This window comes from Pseudalkalibacillus decolorationis (assembly GCF_024609785.1).
Classification (GTDB): Bacteria; Bacillota; Bacilli; order Bacillales; family Fictibacillaceae; genus Pseudalkalibacillus; species Pseudalkalibacillus decolorationis.
On sequence record NZ_JANHJQ010000030.1, the window covers coordinates 1 to 23,697 of the forward strand.

The 23,697-nt window shown below is 42.1% G+C and carries 18 protein-coding genes, 2 tRNA genes, 2 rRNA genes and 1 other annotated feature; of the genes, 21 read left to right on the plus strand and 1 reads right to left on the minus strand.

The genetic code is table 11. The features are described from left to right. The 21 genes from NON16_RS20995 to NON16_RS21095 all read left to right on the plus strand — a co-directional run. Window positions 1–201: ribosomal RNA gene (locus NON16_RS20995) — 23S ribosomal RNA — on the plus strand; the annotation flags it as partial. Window positions 202–281: 80 nt separating this feature from the next. After that, window positions 282–397, plus strand: a 5S ribosomal RNA gene (gene rrf, locus NON16_RS21000). 1,358 nt (window positions 398–1,755) lie between these two features. Then, entirely contained in the window at window positions 1,756–2,889 is a 1,134-nt protein-coding gene (locus NON16_RS21005) for a trans-sulfuration enzyme family protein (protein ID WP_257351379.1), read from the plus strand. A gap of 178 nt (window positions 2,890–3,067) precedes the next feature. Next, window positions 3,068–3,144 (plus strand) — tRNA-Met (locus tag NON16_RS21010). A 313-nt stretch (window positions 3,145–3,457) separates the two neighbouring features. Further along, a tRNA-Asp gene (locus NON16_RS21015) sits at window positions 3,458–3,533 on the plus strand. Window positions 3,534–3,889: 356 nt separating this feature from the next. After that, on the plus strand, window positions 3,890–4,792 hold the full coding sequence (gene ilvE, locus NON16_RS21020) for a branched-chain-amino-acid transaminase (RefSeq protein WP_257351380.1): 903 nt from the start codon (window positions 3,890–3,892) through the stop codon (window positions 4,790–4,792). A 20-nt stretch (window positions 4,793–4,812) separates the two neighbouring features. Next, on the plus strand, window positions 4,813–6,480 hold the full coding sequence (gene ilvD / locus NON16_RS21025; protein ID WP_257351381.1) for a dihydroxy-acid dehydratase: 1,668 nt from the start codon (window positions 4,813–4,815) through the stop codon (window positions 6,478–6,480). 4 nt (window positions 6,481–6,484) lie between these two features. After that, window positions 6,485–6,749 (plus strand) — a binding site (T-box leader). A gap of 176 nt (window positions 6,750–6,925) precedes the next feature. Next, window positions 6,926–8,632: an acetolactate synthase large subunit gene (ilvB, locus tag NON16_RS21030; protein WP_257351382.1), complete on the plus strand. Its 1,707-nt coding sequence runs from the start codon at window positions 6,926–6,928 to the stop codon at window positions 8,630–8,632. Further along, window positions 8,629–9,153: an acetolactate synthase small subunit gene (gene ilvN / locus NON16_RS21035; RefSeq protein ID WP_257351383.1), complete on the plus strand. Its 525-nt coding sequence runs from the start codon at window positions 8,629–8,631 to the stop codon at window positions 9,151–9,153. The genes ilvB and ilvN overlap by 4 nt, the downstream gene beginning before the upstream one ends. A 22-nt stretch (window positions 9,154–9,175) precedes the next feature. Continuing rightward, on the plus strand, window positions 9,176–10,201 hold the full coding sequence (gene ilvC, locus NON16_RS21040) for a ketol-acid reductoisomerase (RefSeq protein ID WP_257351384.1): 1,026 nt from the start codon (window positions 9,176–9,178) through the stop codon (window positions 10,199–10,201). After that, complete coding sequence (locus NON16_RS21045) at window positions 10,188–11,729, plus strand: 2-isopropylmalate synthase (RefSeq protein WP_257351385.1); 1,542 nt, start codon at window positions 10,188–10,190, stop codon at window positions 11,727–11,729. Before ilvC ends, NON16_RS21045 begins: the two co-directional genes overlap by 14 nt. A gap of 45 nt (window positions 11,730–11,774) precedes the next feature. Then, complete coding sequence (gene leuB / locus NON16_RS21050) at window positions 11,775–12,887, plus strand: 3-isopropylmalate dehydrogenase (protein ID WP_257351386.1); 1,113 nt, start codon at window positions 11,775–11,777, stop codon at window positions 12,885–12,887. Between the two features lie 143 nt (window positions 12,888–13,030). Continuing rightward, on the plus strand, window positions 13,031–14,443 hold the full coding sequence (gene leuC / locus NON16_RS21055) for a 3-isopropylmalate dehydratase large subunit (RefSeq protein WP_257351387.1): 1,413 nt from the start codon (window positions 13,031–13,033) through the stop codon (window positions 14,441–14,443). Window positions 14,444–14,461: 18 nt separating this feature from the next. Continuing rightward, the gene (gene leuD, locus NON16_RS21060) at window positions 14,462–15,043 is read left to right on the plus strand and encodes a 3-isopropylmalate dehydratase small subunit (protein WP_257351388.1); all 582 of its coding nucleotides are present in this window, start codon (window positions 14,462–14,464) and stop codon (window positions 15,041–15,043) included. Window positions 15,044–15,105: 62 nt separating this feature from the next. Then, complete coding sequence (gene ilvA, locus NON16_RS21065; RefSeq protein ID WP_257351389.1) at window positions 15,106–16,050, plus strand: threonine ammonia-lyase; 945 nt, start codon at window positions 15,106–15,108, stop codon at window positions 16,048–16,050. Window positions 16,051–16,930: 880 nt separating this feature from the next. Continuing rightward, window positions 16,931–17,914, plus strand: a complete 984-nt coding sequence (gene thiL / locus NON16_RS21070; protein WP_257351390.1) for a thiamine-phosphate kinase — start codon at window positions 16,931–16,933, stop codon at window positions 17,912–17,914. A 33-nt stretch (window positions 17,915–17,947) separates the two neighbouring features. Further along, complete coding sequence (gene tsaE / locus NON16_RS21075; RefSeq protein WP_257351391.1) at window positions 17,948–18,403, plus strand: tRNA (adenosine(37)-N6)-threonylcarbamoyltransferase complex ATPase subunit type 1 TsaE; 456 nt, start codon at window positions 17,948–17,950, stop codon at window positions 18,401–18,403. Then, complete coding sequence (tsaB, locus tag NON16_RS21080) at window positions 18,400–19,092, plus strand: tRNA (adenosine(37)-N6)-threonylcarbamoyltransferase complex dimerization subunit type 1 TsaB (protein ID WP_257351392.1); 693 nt, start codon at window positions 18,400–18,402, stop codon at window positions 19,090–19,092. Before tsaE ends, tsaB begins: the two co-directional genes overlap by 4 nt. Before the next feature lie 12 nt (window positions 19,093–19,104). After that, complete coding sequence (gene rimI, locus NON16_RS21085; RefSeq protein WP_257351393.1) at window positions 19,105–19,554, plus strand: ribosomal protein S18-alanine N-acetyltransferase; 450 nt, start codon at window positions 19,105–19,107, stop codon at window positions 19,552–19,554. Further along, window positions 19,554–20,573 (plus strand): tRNA (adenosine(37)-N6)-threonylcarbamoyltransferase complex transferase subunit TsaD, encoded by a 1,020-nt coding sequence (tsaD, locus tag NON16_RS21090; protein ID WP_257351420.1) that lies wholly within the window; start codon window positions 19,554–19,556, stop codon window positions 20,571–20,573. The genes rimI and tsaD overlap by 1 nt, the downstream gene beginning before the upstream one ends. 656 nt (window positions 20,574–21,229) lie before the next feature. Continuing rightward, window positions 21,230–21,439 carry a hypothetical protein gene (locus NON16_RS21095; protein ID WP_257351394.1) on the plus strand — a complete coding sequence of 70 codons (210 nt, stop codon included), beginning with the start codon at window positions 21,230–21,232 and terminating at the stop codon, window positions 21,437–21,439. 298 nt (window positions 21,440–21,737) lie between these two features. Here the strand turns inward: NON16_RS21095 and NON16_RS21100 are convergent, their stop codons facing one another. Continuing rightward, window positions 21,738–23,663 carry an ABC-F family ATP-binding cassette domain-containing protein gene (locus NON16_RS21100; protein WP_257351395.1) on the minus strand — a complete coding sequence of 642 codons (1,926 nt, stop codon included), beginning with the start codon at window positions 23,661–23,663 and terminating at the stop codon, window positions 21,738–21,740. Between the last annotated feature and the right edge of the window lie 34 nt (window positions 23,664–23,697).

Here is a 23,697-nt window from a genome sequence, read left to right on the forward strand (position 1 = left end):
TCCGCCAGGAGCATCGCTGGGTAGCTACGTGTGGACGGGATAAGTGCTGAAAGCATCTAAGCATGAAGCCCCCCTCAAGATGAGATTTCCCATCGCGTAAGCGAGTAAGATCCCTCAGAGATGATGAGGTTGATAGGTCTGGTGTGGAAGCGTGGCAACACGTGGAGCTGACAGATACTAATCGATCGAGGACTTAACCATATGTAACATCTTCGATGTTTCAATTCAAGAATGACGTTATCTAGTTTTGAAGGAATGTGGTTTTTTCACAACTTCATATGTCTGGTGACGACGGCGAAGAGGTCACACCCGTTCCCATGCCGAACACGGAAGTTAAGCTCTTCAGCGCCAATGGTAATTGGGGGCTTCCCCCTGTGAGAGTAGGACGTCGCCGGGCCTCAAAGAGGTGAAACGAATAGTAATCGTTTCATCTCTTTTTTATTGCGAAGAAAAGATCCGACTACCTAGCATACGAGGGCTGAGAGGAACGAAGAGGTTCAGGAAACAAAGGAGTAACGCCCGCAGCGTATGATATACGCGAGGACCGGTGCGAGTGCAGATGACGCCGAGAACTGACATTCATCGCAGTCCGAGGCCGAACACGGAAGGTAAGCTCGCGCACCAATGGTACTAAAAAGGAACTTCGACTAGAAACCACCACGTCCTGTGGTGAACATTGAAGCCAGCACATCATGTGCAAGTCCTGTGAGAGTAGGACGTCGCCGGGCATCAAAGAGGTGAAACGAATAGTAATCGTTTCATCTTTTTTTATTGGAAGAAAAAGATCCGGCTACAGTATGAGAGGGCTGTGAGGAACGAAGAGGTCAAGGAAACAAAGGAGCAACGCCCGCAGCGTATGATATACGCGAGGATCGGTGCGAGTGCAGATGACGCTGAGATCTGACTTTCATCGCAGTCCGAAGGCCGAACACGGAAGGTAAGCTCGAGCGCCAATGGTACTAAAAAGGAACTTCGACTAGGAACCACCACGTCCTGTGGTGAACGTCGAAGCCAGCACATCGTGTGCAAGTCCTGTGAGAGTAGGACGTCGCCGGGCCTCAAAGAGGTGAAACGAATAGTAATCGTTTCATCTTTTTTTGTGTAAAAATACACCTTTGGATAATAAACAAGGGTGTTTGGATAACAAACTCCCTATTTCGGATAATAAACAGGGGAAATTGGATAACAAACAGGGGAAATCGGATAACAACATGATCTAATCTCTGTAAATAAGGAAGAAACGAGCTCCACTCGTTTCCACCAAACTCATTGTTAAAGTGAAAAGTATGCGTAGGGAGTTAAAAATGCACAAAAAGGTGAATAATTTACTCCATTGGATCCTATTCGAGCGTTATTCCATCGTAGAATCTGGGACAGGTTCCGTGCTATTTAAAATTTAGGTATGGAAAAATCGAAAATTATGCCGCATAAAGAAAGTTTTATACGTGGAAGCTAGTTCTAGAACAAATTAAGCAAAACCGCCCCCCGAATGTCCAATACCCTAACCTAAATAAGGAAGCTCTGATTTTAAAACATCTATTTTTCTTATCTTTTTTACAATATCGATTTCAACTAGTATTCTCAACTGGATAAGCTGCATGTTTGGGACGAGCCTCCTTGTTGGCCTTCCAGTGACTTTCGTGGCTGCCCAGGGCGCTTGGACTTTTCTTATCAAGAATTTTTTACAAATCCCTATGATAAACAAGTTTTTCTTTTTCATGTTATAGTTGAACAAAACCAGTGGAGGAATGCATAATGAGTTCATTTCGATTCGATTCTAAAGCTATTCATTTCAACAAAAGAATAACATCTGATTCAGTTAGTAAAACACAGCCAATTTATCAAACCTCTGCGTTTAAATTTAAAAACTTAGATGAGTTAGAGGGATACTTTCAAGGTGAAAAGCCTCATATGTATTCCAGGGTCAGTAATCCCAATACCGATGATTTAGGGGCAGGTGTTGCAGAGCTTGAGGGAGCCCCAGCCGGTGTTGCGACTTCCTCAGGGATTTCTGCAATTTTAACGGGGATCTTATCTGTTGCTGAACAAGGCTCCCACATTGTAGCTTGTGACGACCTATACGGCGGCACCTATCAACTTCTGGCAAATGAACTCCCGTCGTTTGGTATTGAGGTAACGTTTGTCTCTTTTAAGGATATAGAGACCGTTGAATCGGCTATAAAACCAAATACCGTTCTATTGTATACAGAATCGATCACCAATCCATTATTACGGATTGAGGATTTGGATCAACTTGTTCATATCGGTAAAAAGCACAGTTTACATACGATGGTTGATAATACGTTTGCGACTCCTTATTTAATTCAGCCTTATTTAAAAGGGGTTTCTTTAGTCGTGCACAGTGCTACCAAATATATTGGCGGTCATTCAGATATTACAGCAGGGGTAGTTGTTGGGGATAAGGTTCTTGTCGAAAGAACGAAGGCAAAGGTAGTCAACTTAGGTAGCAATTTAAGTCCTTTCGAAGCGTGGTTAACTTGCAGAGGATTAAAAACGTTAAGTGTCCGAATGGAACGACATGTTAAAAATTCGGAACTTCTAGCAAAGTTCCTACGTGAAAGCAATGGAATCGAGAAGGTGTATTATCCAAGTGGTGCTTCAGCAAAGGGCAATGGTGCAATTGTTTCCATTTTATTAGATCAAGAGATAGATGCTAACCTTTTTTGTGAGAAATTAGGTTGGATCGGTGTGGTTCCAACCTTGGCAGGAGTAGAAACGACGGTGTCCTATCCACTTGGCACCTCTCACCGTGCATTACCTGCATCTGAACAAGAAAGACTGGGCATTCATAAAAATTTGATTCGAATATCCGTGGGAATAGAAGATTTTGAAGACATAAGAGAAGCGTTTGCGAATGCTTTAAGGTAAAATGTAAAATGAGGGAGAATCAGGTGTGATTTTCCCTCAAAATAAGATTATGAAAGCGATCCAATAAACGGTAAATATGGAATGAAAAATTTCCTAAAATTAATACTTGCATTAAATATTTAGTCGTGATATATTAGTAATTGTCCGATTCAAAAGGACGCGAATCGCATAATACCGTCGCGGGGTGGAGCAGTCTGGTAGCTCGTCGGGCTCATAACCCGAAGGTCATAGGTTCAAATCCTATCCCCGCAACCAATTTAAAACTTACAACGTCGAGTTGACATCTAAGCTAGTTTTAGATCGTAGTACCTTAAGGTGCAACCAATCTAAAATTATCTACGTCGATTTAATCATCAATGCTAATTTTAAATCGTAGTACCCGATAGGGTGCAACCAATTTAAAACTTACAACGTCGAGTTGACATCTAAGTTAGTTTTAGATCGTAGTACCTTAGGTGCAACCAATTTAAAGTTCATTGTACTACATCGAGAATACATCGAAGTCCAATGAACATCAGGAGTTTCAGTTCAACCAAATTTTAAACTTAAAGCCAGTTACATATATAAAGGACCCGTGGTGTAGGGGTTAACATGCCTGCCTGTCACGCAGGAGATCGCCGGTTCAAATCCGGTCGGGTCCGCCATTAACATGAAACAAAGGTTTCGTGTTTTTTTATTGTCTTTTTTTGTACGTAATCAAAAAATAAATTCCGGCCCGGCCCAAACACAGTACATAGTGCTGTGTTTTTTTATTATTTTAAATATTTTTTTTACCTTCAATAACTCATTAAAAAAGTTGATGTAATAATGATGTAAGCGTTTACCAAATTAACTGAAGAATCTAAATTGTTTAAAACTCTTGAAAAAGACTGTTGACCAACTAAAAAAACGGGTGTAACATTGTCCTCAATTAAATTTTCTGACAACTATCTTAAAACGGTCAGTTAAATACTATATGTCATTGTCGACAATTAAAAAAACAATGAAAGGAGCGATCGACATGAGCGAACAATGGATTTACTTAAACGGCCACTATGTAAAGAAAGAAGAAGCGGTCGTATCTGTGTATGATCACGGATTTTTATACGGAGATGGGGTGTTCGAAGGCATTAGAATGTACGATGGTAATGTTTTTCGCCTTAAAGAACATGTTGATCGCTTATATGATTCCGCAAAATCAGTTTTGCTTAACATCCCCCATACCAAAGAGGAAATAACCAATGTTATTGCGGAAACCTTGAGAAGAAATGAATTACGTGACGCATATATCCGCGTAGTCGTATCAAGAGGCGTAGGAAATTTAGGGTTAGATCCATTAACATGCAGGAGCCCTCAAGTCATCGTCATTGCAGAACAGTTAGCTCTATTTCCAAAGAACCTTTACGACACAGGAATTGAAATTGTCACGGTTGCCAGCCGAAGGAACCGGGCGGATGTATTATCTCCAAAAGTAAAATCATTAAATTATTTAAATAATATTCTTGTAAAAATCGAAGCGAATCTCGCTGGAGTCAGCGAAGCCTTAATGCTCAATGATCAAGGATATGTTGCAGAGGGTTCTGCAGATAATATCTTTATCGTCAAAGGAAATGTGATCAAAACACCACCTGGATATGTAGGAGCATTAGAAGGTATTACAAGAAATGCAATCATAGAGATTTCGCAGCAATTAGGATATGAAATGCGTGAAGAGGTATTTACAAGACATGACGTCTATACGGCAGATGAAGTATTCCTTACGGGTACAGCGGCAGAGGTTATTGCGGTTGTTAAAGTAGATGGTAGAGAAATCGGAGAAGGAAAACCTGGGAGCTATACAAATGAGCTCTTAGAAGCATTCAGAAAAACGGTAACGGAAAATGGATATAAAGTTTATCCACACGAAAATGTTCAAGCCGGATAAGAGCAGTTGGAGGAGATACGATGCGTAGTGACATGATTAAGAAAGGCATTGACCGTGCACCCCATAGAAGCTTGCTACGTGCAACGGGAGTCAAAACAAGGGATTTAGAAAAACCACTTATAGGAATTTGTAACTCCTATATCGACATTATACCGGGACATATGCATTTGAAAGCTTATGCGGAAGTCGTGAAAGAAGCAATTCGCGAAGCAGGAGGTATTCCATTCGAATTTAACACAATCGGAGTCGATGATGGAATCGCCATGGGACATATCGGAATGAGGTACTCACTACCGAGTCGAGAGCTCATTGCTGATTCAGCAGAAACCGTTATTAATGCCCACTGGTTTGATGGTGTATTCTATATACCTAACTGTGACAAAATCACTCCTGGAATGCTAATGGCAGCAGCAAGGACGAACGTGCCCGCGGTTTTTGTATCTGGTGGGCCAATGGAAGGTGGTAAGTCCAAAGATGGCAAACCACTATCTCTTGTTTCCGTGTTTGAAGGAGTTGGCGCTCACCAATCCGGAAAAATGTCATCCGAAGAGCTGTTGGATATCGAACAAAATGCATGTCCAACTTGTGGGTCTTGTTCCGGAATGTTCACGGCTAACTCGATGAACTCCCTTATGGAAATGGTCGGGCTAGCATTACCTGGGAATGGTACGATCGTTGCCACTTCAAACGAACGTCACCGACTGATCCAAGAAGCGGCACATCACTTAATAGACATGATCGAGAAAGATATCAAACCAAGAGACATCATTACAAAGGATGCGATTGATGATGCATTCGCACTCGATATGGCAATGGGAGGATCAACAAACACCGTCCTTCATACACTTGCCATCGCTAATGAGGCAGAAATTGATTATGATCTGAACCGAATCAATGAAATCGCGAAAAAGGTCCCATACTTATCAAAAATCAGTCCAGCTTCAGATTACACGATGGATGACGTTCACCAGGCAGGCGGAATAAGTGCCATTATTAAAGAACTCTGTGAAATTGAGGGAGCGGTTCATAGAGATCGTATCACCGTAACGGGAAAATCGATCTATGAAACGGTAAAGCCTTATGACATCAAAAATGATAACGTTATTCGGAGAAAAGAAAATCCATATAGCCCAGTAGGCGGCTTATCCATCTTAAACGGAAATCTTGCCCCTGATGGGGGCGTTATTAAAGTAGGAGCAGTTGATCCATCAATTAAATCCTTTATGGGTAAAGCGGTCATCTTCAATTCTCAAGATGCAGCTCAAAAAGGGATTGATGACGGGACGGTAAAAGAGGGCGATGTGGTAGTCATTCGTTATGAAGGTCCAAAGGGTGGACCAGGGATGCCTGAAATGTTAGCTCCGACAGCGGCGATTGCTGGTCGCGGACTTGATACGAAGGTAGCGCTCATTACAGATGGACGGTTTTCAGGTGCATCACGCGGAATCTCGATCGGTCATATTTCACCAGAAGCTGCTGAGGGTGGACCGATTGCTCTTGTCGAAGAAGGTGATCAAATAATAATTGATCTTGAAAATAGGACGATCAACGTGCTTATTTCTGAAGAAGAACTAACCAATCGGAAGAAAAATTGGGAGCAGCCGGCACCGAAGATTACACGGGGCTACTTAGCTCGATATGCAAAACTTGTAACATCCGCAAGTACGGGTGGAATCATGAAAATTTGATAATACAAAAGCGTCGACGAGGTAAAAGTGATTGGAATTCGTATTTCCAGAGAGCCGGTATTAGCTGTGAGCCGGTAATACGCCAATCACGACATCCCCTCTGAGTATCGTTCTGAACATTCCTAGTAGGAGCGATCGAGTAACTTGTACTCGTTATCAAAATGGGGTCGTTCAAAAAGATTTTGAATGACTCCATAAGGTAGTATCTGTGAAGATGCTACAAACTAAGGTGGTACCATGAAGAGGAAAATAGCCTTTTCATCCTTACGAAGCGAATCAGTGTCGTAGTGGGTGAAAAGGCTTTTTTGTAGGTCACTTTGATGGAAGAAAGTATGGAATTTTGATGCTTAGATGTAATGGTCGCTCCAGCGCCCAGGTACTCGAGGTCGCTTTGGTGCTTCCACTTTTCTTATTTGCATTAAATATTTCTAGGGAGGAGATTGAAATGACAGTTAAAGTAAAGGCAGATCCAGAGTCTAGGCTAAGCGGTTCCGAAACTTTGATTCATGCCTTAAAGCAAGAAAAAGTTGATGTCGTCTTCGGTTATCCAGGAGGAGCGGTATTACCTATCTATGATGCTTTATATCAAAACCCCATCAAGCATGTGCTTGCTAGACATGAACAAGGGGCAATCCACGCTGCTGAAGGATATGCAAGAGTTTCTGGAAAGCCTGGTGTAGTCATAGCGACTTCTGGACCTGGAGCAACAAACCTCATTACCGGAATCACAGATGCAATGATGGATTCGCTTCCCCTCGTTATTTTTACAGGGCAAGTTGCATCGGGGGTCATTGGTACAGATGCTTTTCAAGAGGCTGATGTAATAGGAATTACGATGCCGATTACCAAGCACAACTACCAAGTACGTAAATTGCAAGATCTCCCTAGAATTGTGAAAGAAGCGTTTCATATTGCTACAACTGGTCGACCTGGACCCGTTCTCGTCGACATTCCAAAGGATGTAGCAGCTTCAATAGCTCAGGTTAACTTTAATGACTCTATTCATCTTCCCGGATTTCAGCCAACAACGAATCCAAATGTATTGCAAATAAAAAAGCTGAACGAAGCGATTGAGTCAGCAAAGAAACCGGTTATTTTAGCAGGCGCAGGTGTTTTACACGCGAAAGCATCAGAACAATTGCTTGCAGTTGCGGTTAAGAAAAAGATCCCGGTCGTTCATACACTGCTCGGATTAGGAGGCTTCCCAGCAGATCACCCATTGTTTCTTGGAATGGGGGGCATGCATGGATGCTACGCAGCGAACATGAGTTTATATGAATGTGATTTACTCATTAATGTCGGAGCTCGGTTTGATGATCGACTAACCGGTAATTTAAGTACATTTGCTCCTCATGCAAAAGTAGCTCATATTGACATTGATCCAGCTGAAATTGGAAAAAATGTTAAAACACATATCCCGATTGTAGGAGATGCAAACGAAGCTCTGAACAAACTTTTACAAGAAAAAGGATCCAGCTCGATGTGCGAGGAATGGCTCGATCATATCCAACAATATAAACAAAAATATCCTTATTGGCATAACGAAGTGAAAGAAGTCATTTCCCCTCAAGGACTAATGGAAATGATTCATACGATGACAGAAGGAGATTCCATTATTACGACGGATGTTGGTCAGCATCAAATGTGGGCAGCCCAGTATTACACATTTAAGGAACCTCATAAATGGGTAACATCAGGTGGACTAGGAACAATGGGATTTGGATTCCCAGCTTCAATTGGAGCTCAATTAGCCCGACCAGACAAAAGAGTCATAAGTTTGGTAGGTGATGGCGGGTTCCAGATGACGTCTCAAGAGCTCATTCTTTTAAAAGAACTGAACCTGCCAATCAAGGTGGTTATTGTTAATAATGGTTCACTTGGGATGGTAAGACAATGGCAGGAAACGTTTTATGAAAAACGATACTCCCAATCGATTCTCTCTGTTCAACCTGATTTTGTGAAATTAGCAGAATCATATGGTATCAGGGGATATAAGGTTTCCACATCAGAAGAAGCGAGAACGGTTTTGTCTGACGTACTGCAAGACGATGAACCTGCACTAATTGATTGCCGGGTGTCTCCGACCGAAAATGTATACCCGATGGTTGCACCTGGCACAGGACTCCACGAAATGATCGGGGTGAAACCATGAAAAAGAGAATCGTAACGGCAACAGTGTTTAACCATAGTGGGGTTTTGAATAGGGTGACGGGTCTCTTTACAAAACGTCAATTCAACATTGAAAGTATTACAGTAGGTCACACAGAGACAGAAGGTATATCGAAAATGACATTTGTCGTTTCTGTCGAAGATGATCGTCAAATCGAACAATTGACTAAACAATTAAACAAACAGATTGATGTCCTCAAGGTATCTGATATTACAGATCAGGCGATTGTCGCACGGGAGCTTGCCCTTATCAAGGTACTAAGCAATGGTCAAACCCGAGCTGAAATCAGTGGGATTGTCGAACCTTTCAGGGCAACGATCATCGATGTGTCAAGGGATAGCGTCACCGTTCAAGTAACCGGTGATACCGAAAAAGTCGAAGCGATGATTGATTTATTAAAACCATATGGAATTAAAGAACTTACTCGAACGGGTCTAACGGCCTTTACGAGGGGTTCTCAGAAGTCAGTTACTGATCTTAAGCAATATACGTTATTAAAATAAAAAAAGAAAAGGATGATTGAAAATGGTAAAAGTTTATTATAACGGAGATGTATCAAAGGACGTTTTAAAAGGAAGGAAGGTAGCTGTTGTTGGTTACGGTTCTCAAGGTCATGCACATGCACAAAACCTAAGAGAAAGTGGCTATGACGTTGTTGTAGGATTGCGTAAAGGGAAGTCATGGGAGAAAGCTGAAGAGGATGGTTTTTCTGTAAAATCAGTAAAAGAGGCAAGTGAAGAAGCGGATGTAATCATGGTTTTATTACCTGACGAGCGACAGACTTCTGTTTACAAGAATGAAATTGAACCAGCACTGAAGCCCGGAAAGGCATTAGCATTTGCTCACGGATTTAACGTTCATTTCCATCAAGTTGTCCCTCCCCAAGATGTGGATGTGTTTCTTGTAGCCCCGAAAGGTCCAGGTCATCTTGTTAGGAGAACATTTGAGAACGGTGCTGGAGTGCCTTCGCTTTTCGCAGTCCATCAAGATGTGACAGGAGAGGCGCAAAACCTTGCATTATCTTATGCAAAAGGAATTGGAGCAGGCCGAGCGGGAATTTTAGAAACGACCTTCCAAGAGGAAACGGAAACGGATCTATTCGGAGAACAAGCGGTCCTATGTGGAGGGCTGACATCGCTAGTCAAAGCAGGTTTTGAAACACTGGTAGAAGCTGGTTATCAACCTGAAGTCGCCTATTTTGAGTGTTTACATGAACTGAAACTCATTGTCGATCTCATGTATGAGGATGGCCTTGAAGGAATGAGGTACTCCGTTTCCGACACCGCCCAGTGGGGAGATTTCGTTTCAGGTCCACGTGTTGTGAACGAAGAAACGAAAGCACGAATGAAAGAAGTCTTAGAGGATATCCAATCTGGAAAATTTGCAAAAGGCTGGATTTTAGAAAATCAAGCAAACCGTCCAGAATTCAATGCAACGAATCAACGAGAGAATGGCCATCAAATTGAAGTGGTCGGCCGGAAGTTAAGAGAGATGATGCCGTTTATTAAAAAGGACGAGAAAAAGGAAGTGGTGTTGAGTGCGCAAGATTGATGTCTTTGACACAACCCTTAGAGATGGAGAACAATCTGCCGGTGTGAATTTGAACACGCTAGAAAAAATGGAGGTAGCCAAACAATTAGAACGACTCGGTGTTGATATCATGGAAGCCGGTTTTCCTGCAGCTTCCAAGGGAGATTTACAGGCAGTGAAAAGGATTGCCGAGACCGTCAAAAATTGTTCTGTCACCGGCCTTGCCCGCGCGAATGAAAAGGACATTGATGCTGCGTGGGAGGCATTGAAAGTTGCTAGTGAACCAAGAATTCACGTGTTTCTTGCGACATCACCGATTCATATGACGTATAAATTGAAGATGACAACGGACCAGGTACTAGACACTGCAGTTACTGCGGTACAGTACGCAAAGAAAAAGTTCACTCATGTTCAGTGGTCTGCTGAAGATGCTTGCCGCTCAGATAAAAACTTTTTGGTGAAGATTATTACAGAAGTGATCAACGCAGGAGCGACTGTCATTAATCTTCCCGACACGGTGGGCTACCGAGCTCCAGCGGAATATGGATCCCTTTTTCGATTCATTAAGGAGAACGTTCCTAACATCCATGGTGTGAAACTCTCTGCACATTGTCACAATGATTTAGGGATGGCTACAGCCAATTCATTAGCAGCGATTGAAAATGGTGCTGATCAAATTGAAGGAACCATCAATGCGATTGGCGAGCGTGCTGGAAATACAGGTCTTGAAGAAATCGCAGTTGCCCTTCACATTCGAGAAGACTTTTACCGAGCTACAACAGGATTGAAGCTGGACGAAATTAAACGCACAAGTAATCTTGTTAGTAAGCTTACTGGAATGAACGTGCCGGGAAATAAGGCAGTCGTAGGGGATAATGCTTTCGCTCATGAATCAGGTATCCATCAAGATGGCGTTTTGAAAGAAAAAACAACGTACGAAATTATTACTCCCGAACTCATTGGTGTCAAAACAAACCGTTTAGTTCTTGGAAAACATTCCGGTCGACACGCATTTAGAAATAAAGCAGTGGAATTAGGGTTCGAGTTAACCGATCAAAAACTAAATGAAGCGTTCCAAACCTTTAAGGACCTTGCGGACAAGAAAAAAGAGATGACAGAGGAAGATATTTTCGCGATTCTCACTGATAAGCAAACCGAGGCTAAAGATGTAAAGGCATATGAGTTAAAGAGTTTACAAGTTCAATATGGAATGGATAATATCCCAACCGCAACGATTGCAGTTGTAAAGCCTGACGGGGAATACATTCAGGAAGCGGCGACAGGATCCGGTAGTGTTGAAGCTATTTATAATACCATTGAAAAACTAGTTGAAGACTCTGTCGTGCTCCTAGATTACAAGATTAATTCCGTTGGGGGAGGAAGAGATGCACTAGCGGAAGTTTTCATCCGAGTGAAATACAACGAATTTGAATCGAGTGGAAGAGGAACGGCACAGGATGTACTAGAAGCATCAGCACGAGCTTATTTAAACGCCGTCAATCGTGTACTAGGTACCAAACAAAACCAAAGAAAAGTAGTCCCAATGTAATTACGCATAGATGATCTAGACAATCATGAAATTGGAGGGATAAAGATGAAAAAGAAAGTGGCAGTACTACCTGGAGATGGAATCGGGCAAGAAGTGATGAATGGGGCACTAGATGTCTTAAAAGCCGTCGGAGACCAGTTTGGTCATCAATTTGAAATAGTTCAAGGAGATATCGGTGGTGTTGCCATTGATCTTCATGGAACTCCTCTTCCCAAGGAAACGCTTGAACGTTGTAAAGAAAGTGATGCTGTATTGCTAGGAGCGGTCGGGGGGCCGAAATGGAAGGATGTTCCCGTTCATCTTCGTCCTGAAAAAGGGTTACTAGGAATTCGGAAGGAACTAGGGTTGTTTGCTAACTTACGACCGGTCACAACTTTTAAAAGCTTACTTGATGCGTCTCCTCTTAAACGAAGTGTCATCCAAGGTGTGGATTTTGTCATAGTTAGAGAGCTGACAGGAGGGCTATACTTTGGAAAGCCAAGTGAACGAAGAGGAGTAAATAAAGAAATTGCCGTGGATACCCTCCGATATGAAAGAAGTGAAATTGAAAAAGTCGTTCATAATGCTTTTCAATTAGCTGCAACTCGAAGAAAGAAGCTCACATCTGTTGATAAAGCCAATGTATTAGAATCAAGCAGAATGTGGAGGGAAGTCGTTGATGAGATTTCCGTCAGTTATCCGGATGTAGAAGTTGAGCACTTGTTAGTGGACGTAGCCGCTATGAAAATTGTTTATCAACCGACGCAGTTTGACGTCATTGTAACCGAGAATATGTTCGGAGACATCTTAAGTGATGAAGCCTCTATGCTAACAGGCTCACTTGGAATGCTTCCTTCTGCTAGTTTGCGGGAGGATAGCTTTGGATTATACGAACCAGTTCACGGATCAGCACCTGACATTGCAGGTGAGGACAAAGCAAACCCAATGGCCATGATTTTATCTGTTGCGATGATGCTAAAGCACTCATTTGGTCTAAGAGAAGAAGCGGAAATGGTCGAAATGGCTGTTCAAAAAGTACTTGATGCAGGCTATCGAACGGGAGATCTATGGGAACTTGGAAGCGGAACGGTTGTAGGAACAGATGCCATGACCCAATTGGTTGTCGAGCACATCGAACCTAATCATGCCATGTCATCGATCTTGTCAACATATATGTAATTATCATCTAAAAACTAGGAACTTTTCCAGATCCCCATTATGGAACGATTAATTGGAGGGTGGCCAAAAATAAGTGTCAGCGTAGAGAGCCTGACACTTATTGGTCACCTCTCACAATCAAAGAATAAGGGAGGGAAGAAAACGTGAGGCCAAGAAATATTGTTGAAAAATTGTGGGATGATCATGTTGTTTATCAGGAAAATGGAAAGCCGGATTTGTTATATATAGATCTTCATCTTGTTCATGAAGTCACTTCTCCGCAAGCATTTGAAGGACTTAGATTGAAAAATCGAGTCGTTAGGAAACCCGAGTTGACTTTTGCGACGATGGACCATAATGTCCCCACAGATAACAGGGAAGTCATTGAGGATCAAGTAGCGCAGACACAAATGACGAAGTTGCAGGAAAATTGCACGGAGTTTGGAATTGAGTTGGCGGATATCCATCATCCCGACCAGGGTATCGTCCATGTAATTGGACCGGAACTTGGGCTTACACAGCCTGGAAAAACGATTGTGTGTGGAGATAGTCATACCTCTACTCATGGTGCATTCGGTGCGTTAGCATTCGGGATTGGTACTAGTGAAGTTGAGCATGTCCTAGCTACTCAAACGCTTTGGCAATCAAAACCGAAAACGTTACAAATCGAAGTCGATGGAACACTTGGTTTTGGTGTTACAGCAAAGGATCTTATCCTAGCGATTATTGCCAAGTTTGGGGTTGGGGTAGGTGCAGGTTATGTTATTGAATTTACTGGAGAAGCCATTCGGAAGCTGTCGATGGAAGAGCGCATGACGGTTTGTAATATGTCAATTGAAGCGGGAGCACGAGCTGGAATTATTAGCCCTGATGAAATAACCTTCGACTATTTAAAAGGGAAACGACACGTTCCAGAAGGTGATGATTTTCAGAAGGCTATTACGAAATGGAAACAGCTCACTTCAGATGAAGGAGCAAGCCATGATTTGACACTTAAACTGAGTGGATCTGAAGTAGAACCGCAAGTAACTTGGGGGACGAACCCTTCCATGGGGATAAGTATTAGTCAAGCGGTTCCCGCGCCACATCATTATGATAAAAAGTCAGAACAAGAGGCTGTTCAACGAGCCTTAGATTATATGGGTCTAGAAGAAGGAACGAGAATAGATGAAGTACCGATTGATTATGTATTTATTGGGTCCTGTACAAATTCACGCTTGAGTGACTTAAAAGCAGCTGCTGAGGTAGTGAAAGGAAAGAAAGTTCAGAGTGGTGTTACTGCTCTTGTTGTTCCTGGTTCTCAGTCTGTTAAGATTCAGGCGGAGAAAGAAGGACTACATGAGATTTTCGTAGAAGCGGGGTTTCAGTGGAGAGAATCAGGCTGTAGCATGTGCCTTGCGATGAATAATGATATCGTCCCACCGGGAAAACGTTGTGCCTCTACCTCCAATCGAAACTTTGAAGGCAGACAAGGGAATGGAGCTCGCACTCATTTAGTCAGCCCTGTGATGGCAGCTGCTGCAGCGATTACAGGTAAATTTACAGATGTTCGTAAGTTGATGACCGTATATCAATAAAGGGAGGGAGGAGGAAACATGCCAGGTATTCGTCAATTTAGTGGAAACGTTTTTCCGTTGAATAGAGAAAACGTAGACACTGATCAAATTATTCCTAAACAATTTTTGAAAAAAATCGATCGACAAGGATTCGGGAAATTTCTTTTTTATCATTGGCGATTCAATGATAACGGGATGAAGAATGAGGATTTTCCTTTAAATGATGAAAAGTATCAGGGTGCTTCTATCTTAGTCGGAGGAAATAACTTTGGTTGTGGATCATCTCGGGAACATGCGCCATGGGCGTTGCTCGATTATGGGTTTCAAGTGGTTATTGCTCCTAGCTTCGCAGACATTTTTTATAACAATTGTATGAAGAACGGTATTCTACCGATCAGGTTGAGTCATTCAAGTGTAGAAGTGTTGCTAGAAAATGCAACGAATACAAACTATGAGTTATCTGTAGATTTAGAAGAACAGGTCGTCAGTGATGAGGAAGGATTTCACTCTTCGTTTGAAATTGACCCTTATTGGAAACAGATGTTGATGAATGGATGGGATGAAATTACGATCACCCTTTCTTACGACGACCAGATCAAACAATACGAATTATTACGATAGGAGTGAAGAGCGTTGGGAATTTCTTAAATGGTAACGAAGTTGTGCTAGCGAGGGAAAATTTAATGAACGCCGTTCATCGGACGCCGTTAAAACAATCAACGACAATTAATAAAATGACAGGACAACAGGTGCTTTTGAAAATGGAGAACCTTCAACGAACAGGTTCCTTTAAACTTCGGGGCGCGTTAAATAAAATTTGTTCTTTATCAGAGGAAGAGTCATCCCGAGGGATCGTCTGTGCTTCAGCGGGAAATCATGCTCAGGGAGTTGCGCTAGCAGCATCCAAGCGAGGAATACGGGCAAGAATTTTCATGCCAGAGCGAACGCCTCTAGCTAAAGTGGAAGCGACTCAAACTTATGGGGCTGAAATTACCCTGACAGGAGAATCATATCAAGAAGCTTTCACGGCTGCACAGGAAGATATGCTAGTAACTGGGTCTACATTTGTCCATGCTTTTGATGATGAGAAGGTTATTGCTGGTCAAGGAACGATTGCGCTTGAAATGATGCAACAATGCCAGGATTTAGAGGCAATCGTTGTACCAGTTGGGGGTGGGGGATTAATTTCAGGTATCGCGCTTGCTGTCAAAGCCTTTAATCCCACTATAAAGGTGATCGGCGTGCAAGCGAAGGGTGCCTCCGCTACCTTTAATCTATTCACAGGACAAAATATAGGTGGCTTAAGCCGTATCCACAGCATAGCTGATGGCATTCTTGTGAAAAAGCCTGGGAAGCTTACCTATCCAATTATCGAAAAATGGGTAGATGAAATGGTAACTGTAAATGATGAAGAAATTGCCTTTGCGATCATGTTTATGCTGGAAAGAGAAAAGACGTTGGTAGAAGGTGCAGGAGCTACGGCAATGGCCTCGATCCTTTGCAATAAAATCGGAAAGCGAGAAAAGAAGGTTGGATGTGTCGTCAGCGGAGGTAATGTCGACATCAGCAAACTCCCATTATATAAAGAGTTATCCAAACAAGTTAAATTGATCGATCAATTCGGATGAAAGTGAAAGGGGACTGATAAGAAGCGGTAAACGCTTTTTGTCAGTTCTTTTTTTAGAAGTAAAGGAAGTATAAAATTTTGCGGCGTAGATGTAATGTCTAGCTCCAGCGGCTAGATGCTCGAGGTCGCTTCGATTCTTCCACAAACACAAAAAGCGTGTTATGTTACAGAATCTCCAGCGCTTGCACTAAAGCATAAGTGCAACTAAGGTAATCGCCTAAAAAGCTTGGCGTTTACCAAGTTTTCTTTATCGCACCTGGTCAAGGCGCTTGCTCTTTTCTATGATGCTAGCTTCAGCGCCAAGCCATTTTGTCTTTTTGGGATTTGTAGTGGGCATTTTGATGACGTATTGGACTATTACGAGGAATAAATCGAAGGAACGTCAACTAAACGATGTAAAGCTCATCCGTTGCAACCAATTTGGGGGTGACGGGCAAATAACGTTTGAGTTGAGATGCCTTTTTGGGGGATTAATATGCATTTACCTCCGCCCCAATATTAATTCGGCCACGAAATCCAATATATCGGTCGCGGATTGAATTATATCGACCACGGGATCTAAAATTTCGGTCACGAATGGAAATATATCGACCACGGAATCCGATATATCGACCACACATAGTAAAATGGTCCTAATTTCACTGTGTCCCTTGATGAAAAATTTTAAAAACTCCATTTGATTAGGAACATTTTTCACATTCTTTTTGACATGCGAAATTATGATTTTCAATAAAAATAAGATAAACTATCGTTAGGAGAACATTAGGGGAATTGCACTCAGGAAAGTATTGTATACCCTATGTTTTAGAAGAGGTTGTTGTTTTGAACACGCACTTTAAAAAAGTGTCAAAATTGAAAGGTTATTGAAAGGAGCTTGTCCAGTGAAAGACGAGTTCGATTTTATAGACAGCATTACACCGAATCATAGTTATCAATCGACCCTTATTAAAGGGATTGGAGATGATGCAGCACTCATCCGTCCAGATAAGAGTCAAAATGATATACTATGTGTAGATACGATGGTTGAGTCCATTCATTTTGACCGGAAAACGATGAAGCCCTTTCACATTGGATATAAAGCTCTTGCAGAGAATATTAGTGATATTGCTGCTATGGGTGGGACCCCTATTTTTTATCTAGTCTCAATTGCGATTCCGTCTAATTGGACAGAGGATGAACTTCAGGGGATCTACAAAGGTATGGAAAAACTTGCCCAGAAATATCAAATGGATTTAATCGGTGGGGATACCGTCTCTACAAAAGGTCCTCTTGTGATTTCAGTAACCGTCCATGGTCGTGTTCGTAGTGATCAGCAACTTTTACGGGAAAATGCAGCTCCAGGAGACGTTGTTTTTGTTACAGGTCCATTAGGTTTGTCAGCGGCAGGCTTGCATCTATTATTCGAAAAAGAGCAGCTGGACCCAGAGATCGACAAGTGCCTTCTGAAAGCACATCAGCTTCCGGTACCACAGGTTGAAGCTGGCTTGCTTCTCTCTGAAAGTGGTTTTAAAATTGCCTTAAATGACATTAGTGATGGAATTGCAAGTGAAGCGAACGAGATTGCAGCTGCCAGTAACGTACATATCACTCTTGATTACGCGGAACTTCCTAAGCATCCTAGCTTAGAGCGCTTTTCAGATCAGCAGGTGGAAGAATGGATTCTGTACGGTGGAGAAGACTTTCAACTGGTTGGTACAATTTCAGAGTCTAATTGGTTACCACTGAAAAAAACATTCGATGACCAACAACATGATCTTTACAAGATTGGAACCGTTAAAGCAGGTCAATCAGGAGTGTCCCTCTTAAAAAATGGGGAGTGTCTTTCTTTACATAAAAAAGGGTACAATCATTTTAAGGAGAAATAATCTTTCAATCGGAATTATAACAGGTGGTACAATATGAAACATTATCAGATCTATACTGAAAGTGCCGAGGAGACTGAGCAATTCGCTGCCGAGCTAGCAGAGTTGTTACAGGCAGGAGATGTCATTACGCTTGAAGGAGACCTTGGTGCAGGGAAAACGACATTTACGAAGGGCCTCGCAAAAGGATTACATATAAAACGTGTTGTTAAAAGCCCGACGTTCACAATCATTAAAGAATATAAGGGTCGATTGCCACTCTACCATATGGATGTGTATCGCCTCCAAGAGAGTGGGGAAGACCTTGGCTTTGATGAATATTTTGAGGGTGAAGGTGTAACGGTCGTTGAATGGGCTCATCTTATTAAAGAATTTTTACCATCCAATCGCTTCGAAATTACGATTCGCCGACTTGGTGAGGAAAAACGAGAGATTACACTAGAGCCCAATGGTGAGCGTTGTAAAAAGGTATGTGAGGAGCTTTTCAAATGAAAGCATTAGCCATTGATACGTCAAACCTCGTTATGGGAGTCGCTGTCATTGTCGACGGACGCATCGTAGGAGAGTTGACGACTAATATGAAGAAGAATCACTCAGTTCGTCTAATGCCTGCGATTGAAGAACTTCTGAATGAGGTAGAGGTTGAGGCGAAAGAATTGGATCGTATTATCGTGGCAAGAGGTCCTGGTTCATATACGGGAGTAAGGATTGGTGTAACCATTGCTAAGACACTTGCATGGTCGTTAAAAATCCCGATTACAGGTGTATCGAGTCTTGAAGTGTTAGCACGTAATGGTAAATATTTTGACGGGCTTGTATGTCCTTTATTCGATGCAAGGCGGGGGCAGGTCTTCACTGGTCTTTATGGAAACGTAAGCAACCACTTTCAACTGGTCCAAGAAGAGCGGATTATTTTATTAACAGATTGGTTGACGATGTTACGTGAGGATTCGAAGCGAGTTCTTTTTCTTGGAAACGATTTAGAGATGCATCAAGCAATAATTAAAGAAGGATTAGGAGAACGAGCCGTTTTCGGGCAGGCTGCTGATCACAACCCTAGAGCGTCTGAACTAGCATCACTTGGCCAGGCTCGAGAGGGAGAAGATCCTCATACATTCACACCAAGCTATTTGCGACTTGCAGAAGCAGAAGCGAAGTGGCTCGAGAACCAGAAGAAGTAGGTGCCGAAGATCATGGTAGAGAACATATCCTTCCGGGTGATGACCCTGGAAGATTTGGAAGCTATTTTAAAAATTGAACATTCCTCCTTTCCAAATCCATGGAGTCGGACTGCCTTTTACAATGAAGTCGTGAACAACCACTTTGCCACGTACCTTCTGTTGGAAATTGAGGGAGTTGTTATTGGATATTGCGGAATCTGGGTTATTATTGATGAGGCACACATAACGAACATTGCGATTCTTCCGGAATATCGCGGTAACAATTATGGCGGGGCTTTATTTCGAAAAGCGATAGATGAAGCACGTAGGCTTGGTGCAAAGACAATGACACTAGAAGTCCGGCTCAGCAACCATGTTGCACAAAATCTTTATCGGAAATTCGGATTTGAAAATGGTGGAATTCGGAAAAACTATTATACAGATAACGGAGAAGATGCGTTAGTAATGTGGGTGAATTTATGATGGAATTAACAGATGAATTGATACTTGGAATTGAAACGAGCTGTGATGAAACGGCTGCTGCAATCGTGAAAAATGGAACTGAGCTTATTTCGAATGTCGTCTCATCCCAGATAGAAAGTCATAAGCGGTTTGGGGGAGTTGTTCCTGAAATTGCTTCGAGGCATCATGTTGAACAAATTACGATTGTTATTGAAGAGGCATTACGTCAAGGGAACGTAACGTTTGAGGATCTCTCTGCTATTGCAGTAACAGAAGGACCTGGCCTTGTTGGAGCCTTATTAATTGGGGTGAACGCAGCCAAGGCGCTTGCCCTTGCACATAGTCTCCCTCTAGTAGCTGTACATCATATCGCGGGGCACATTTATGCCAATCGCCTTGAAGAGCCGATGGAGTTTCCGCTTTTGGCATTAGTAGTTTCCGGCGGACATACCGAATTGATTATCATGGAAGAGCACGGATCCTATGAAATTATCGGTGAAACTCGTGATGACGCAGCAGGGGAAGCATACGATAAAGTTGCTCGCACCTTGAACCTGCCTTATCCAGGTGGTCCGCATATTGACAAAATGGCGGGAGAAGGAAAGCCGACGATCAATCTCCCAAGGGCATGGCTAGAGGCAGATTCATATGATTTCAGTTTTAGTGGATTGAAGTCATCTGTAATCAATACGCTTCATAATGCTAAACAACGGGATGAAGCAATTAATCCGAATGATCTTGCGGCAAGCTTTCAGGAAAGTGTGATCGATGTATTAGTTGAGAAAACATCCCGTGCAGCAAAAGCATATGGCGTGAAGCAGGTGGTCGTAGCGGGAGGGGTTGCTGCCAATAAAGGGTTGCGTGAACGACTTCAGGAGAAGTTTGAAGGGTCAGGAATCCCTTTATCAATCCCCCCACTTTGGTTATGCACAGACAATGCGGCTATGATTGCTGCAGCTGGTTCTGTCGAATATCAAAAAGGAAAGCGTGCAACAATGAAGCTGAATGGTAATCCAGGACTCGATTTAGAAGCATATTAATCAAGAAAAGCGCAAGCGCCCTATTCAGGTACGATAAAGAAAACTTGGTAAACGCCTAGCTTTTTAGGCGATTACCTTAGTTGGACTTATGCTTTAGTGCAAGCGCTGGAGATTCTGCAACACAACACGCTTTTTGTGTTTGTGGAAGAAACGAAGCGACCTCGAACACCTGGGAGCTAATGCTAGAGATTACATCAATGCAACAAAATTTCATATTTTCTAACTGTAAAAACTGCCTCAACCTCTTATTAGAAACGGTTGAGGCAGTTTTTTATATCGATTGATTTTGAACAGTCTCAAAATCTGTCTGATAAAGGGATGGACTGGTTGAAGAAAGCTTGTTGTGCTTTTTTGTGGAGCTGGTCTATTTATTTCTTGCTTAAAGTCTTCCAAAACTTAATTCATTGATAAGATTGTAATCGAAAACATAATTAATGGGGAATGTGATTATATGAAAAATAAAAACTTTTTTATATGTTTAACGAGACGGTGAGGCAAGAGAAGTATTGCAAATCTTAAACCTAATGCAATGAAAAAGGAAGCGATAAACGCGATGAAAAGGACCAATGGAGTAAAGCCAGGGGTCGATAATTCTCGGAAAGACAGGTCGGTTTAAATGCCCTTAGGCTTTCGAAGCAGAGGCAAGATCAATTGTTGTGAATAGTTCGAACATATCCACAATTTCACCGGTTAAAACTGAACTTGATGAACGGAAAAAGGAAAATCAATCGTTTTCAACAATGTTGCTGCTATTTTTTGATGAAGAACCTCAGTTTGAAATAAAATTGGCCAAACCCCAGACAGCTCAAGGGTTTTATGGCAAAGAAAAGATCGTCAACAAGTCATACATTACAGTAGATGTTTAGGAAAACAGTAGAATCGTTAGTAAAATTGTAATGTGGAAAAAGGTTATCCACATGTTGTGAACACTGTGGATAATACGAAATAAACATAATGAAATAAACACTTTGTAATGTGGACATTAAATTGTGGATAAGTTCAGGGTATTTTGTGGATAGTGTGGATAGTTGATAGCAAAAACGATGAAATCCCCTTTATTTATGTGTATAACCCTGTGGATTATGTGTATATGTCGAAAATAGTACCAAAATTGAAGAGGGATGACAGTCATAATATGGTCTGTCATTCCCTCTTCGCAAATTGTTAAACCTGTAAACGTTCCCATTCTTTAAATAATGATTCCAGCTTACCTTGCGTGCTTTGTAGTTTTTCGTTGATCTTCTGGGTTTTCTCATAATTCTGAAACACATCTGGGTCTGCAAGGTCTTGTTCGAATAATTCAATTTGTTGTTCGTGCTGCTCAATCTTCACCTCAAGTTCTTCAATGCGTCGGAGCCGTTTTCGTTCGTCTTTTTTCGCTTGTTTATCGACTTGGAACTGCTCTTTCGTATCGCTTATCTTTTCCTCTTGTACCGTATCAGAGCTTTCTTCCCGCTCAAGCCGTTCTAGTTCTGCAGTTTCGGCTTTTTTCTCAAGGAAGTAGTCGTAATCACCCAAGTAGTTTTCAAGGCCCTCAGCAGATAGTTCAACTACCCGCGTTGCGATACGATTAATAAAATATCGGTCGTGTGAAATAAAGAGAATTGTACCAGGGTAATTAATCAAAGCATTTTCCAATACTTCTTTGCTGTCTAGATCCAAATGGTTTGTAGGCTCGTCTAGAATAAGCACATTTGCCTTTTGGAGCATTAGCTTGGCAAGAGCAAGCCGAGCCTTTTGACCACCACTCAATTCATTAACGCCTTTTAAAACGTCATCGCCGCTAAACAGAAAGTTTCCTAGCACGGTTCGAATTTCTTTCTCCGTATGTGTGGGATACTCATCCCATAACTCTTGTAAAACGGTTTTATGACTGTTTAAATTAGCCTGTTCTTGATCGTAGTAGCCGATTTGAACATTGGAACCGAATCGAATCTCACCCGCTAATTTCTTGTCAGGATGAATGATTGTTTTAATAAGTGTAGATTTCCCGATACCATTTGGACCAACTAAGGCAATACTTTCTTCACGTTGGACATGAAGGTTAACCTGCTCAGAAAGCGAGTCCTCATAGCCGATACTAAGGTCATTAAGCTTTAGGACGTCATTACCGGTTTGACGATGAATCATAAACCCGAACTGAGCAGATTTTTCCGCAGAATCCGGTCGGTCGAGAACATTTATTCTCTCGAGCTGGCGTCTTCTACTCTGGGCACGCTTTGTCGTAGATGCACGAGCGATATTGCGCTGGACAAAATCTTGTAATTTGCTAATTTCACTCTGCTGTTTTTCGTATTCCCTAAGGTCCTGTTCATACTGTTCAGCTTTTTGCTCTAAGTAGTCGCTGTAATTCCCTTTGAACTTTTTACTTTTTTGCCTTGATAACTCATAAACTTGATTTGATACCTTGTCCAAAAAGTAGCGGTCATGCGAGACAATCAGTAATGCACCTGGGTATGACTGCAAATATCCTTCCAGCCAGTCTAATGTCTCGATATCTAGATGGTTCGTTGGTTCATCAAGAATAAGAAGGTCTGGACGAGTGAGCAACAGCTTAACGAGTGCAAGTCTTGTTTTCTGACCACCGCTTAACGATGAAATTGGCTTGTTATAATCCACCTCGAAAAATCGGAATCCATGAAGGACGGAGCGGATGTCACTTTCATATTGATAACCGCCGCGCTGCTGGAAGGTTTGCTGAAGCTCGTCGTATTCAGAAAGTACTTTGTCATACACTTCAGGTTGATTAAGGACCGCTTCATCCCCCATCCTTTTTTCCAAGAGTCGAATCTGCTCTTCCATGTTCTGTAGGTGTGTGTACACCTTCAGCATCTCTTCCCAAATTGTGTGATCCGATTCTAACCCAGCGTTTTGGGCTAAGTAGCCGATCTCAATTTCCTTTGGCTTCATAATAGAACCAGAATCATAGGAAATCAGACCGCTAATCATTTTTAATAACGTAGATTTACCAGCACCGTTGCGACCAACTAAGGCAATACGGTCCCGGGATTGTACTTCAAGTTTAATATTCGATAAAATAAGGTCAGCACCAAAATATTTTGTGACCTCTTGGACTTGTAGGACGATCATGTTAATACACCTCACTAATAGTGTAGCGTATGTG

Bases quoted from the DNA above. Each gene is read 5' to 3' on its own strand.
- NON16_RS21005 (WP_257351379.1), top strand. From the start codon at position 1,756: ATGAGTTCATTTCGATTCGATTCTAAAGCTATTCATTTCAACAAAAGA.
- ilvE (WP_257351380.1), top strand. From the start codon at position 3,890: ATGAGCGAACAATGGATTTACTTAAACGGCCACTATGTAAAGAAAGAA.
- ilvD (WP_257351381.1), top strand. From the start codon at position 4,813: ATGCGTAGTGACATGATTAAGAAAGGCATTGACCGTGCACCCCATAGA.
- ilvB (WP_257351382.1), top strand. From the start codon at position 6,926: ATGACAGTTAAAGTAAAGGCAGATCCAGAGTCTAGGCTAAGCGGTTCC.
- ilvN (WP_257351383.1), top strand. From the start codon at position 8,629: ATGAAAAAGAGAATCGTAACGGCAACAGTGTTTAACCATAGTGGGGTT.
- ilvC (WP_257351384.1), top strand. From the start codon at position 9,176: ATGGTAAAAGTTTATTATAACGGAGATGTATCAAAGGACGTTTTAAAA.
- leuB (WP_257351386.1), top strand. From the start codon at position 11,775: ATGAAAAAGAAAGTGGCAGTACTACCTGGAGATGGAATCGGGCAAGAA.
- leuD (WP_257351388.1), top strand. From the start codon at position 14,462: ATGCCAGGTATTCGTCAATTTAGTGGAAACGTTTTTCCGTTGAATAGA.
- ilvA (WP_257351389.1), top strand. From the start codon at position 15,106: ATGAACGCCGTTCATCGGACGCCGTTAAAACAATCAACGACAATTAAT.
- tsaE (WP_257351391.1), top strand. From the start codon at position 17,948: ATGAAACATTATCAGATCTATACTGAAAGTGCCGAGGAGACTGAGCAA.
- tsaB (WP_257351392.1), top strand. From the start codon at position 18,400: ATGAAAGCATTAGCCATTGATACGTCAAACCTCGTTATGGGAGTCGCT.
- rimI (WP_257351393.1), top strand. From the start codon at position 19,105: ATGGTAGAGAACATATCCTTCCGGGTGATGACCCTGGAAGATTTGGAA.
- tsaD (WP_257351420.1), top strand. From the start codon at position 19,554: ATGGAATTAACAGATGAATTGATACTTGGAATTGAAACGAGCTGTGAT.
- NON16_RS21100 (WP_257351395.1), bottom strand. From the start codon at position 23,663: ATGATCGTCCTACAAGTCCAAGAGGTCACAAAATATTTTGGTGCTGAC.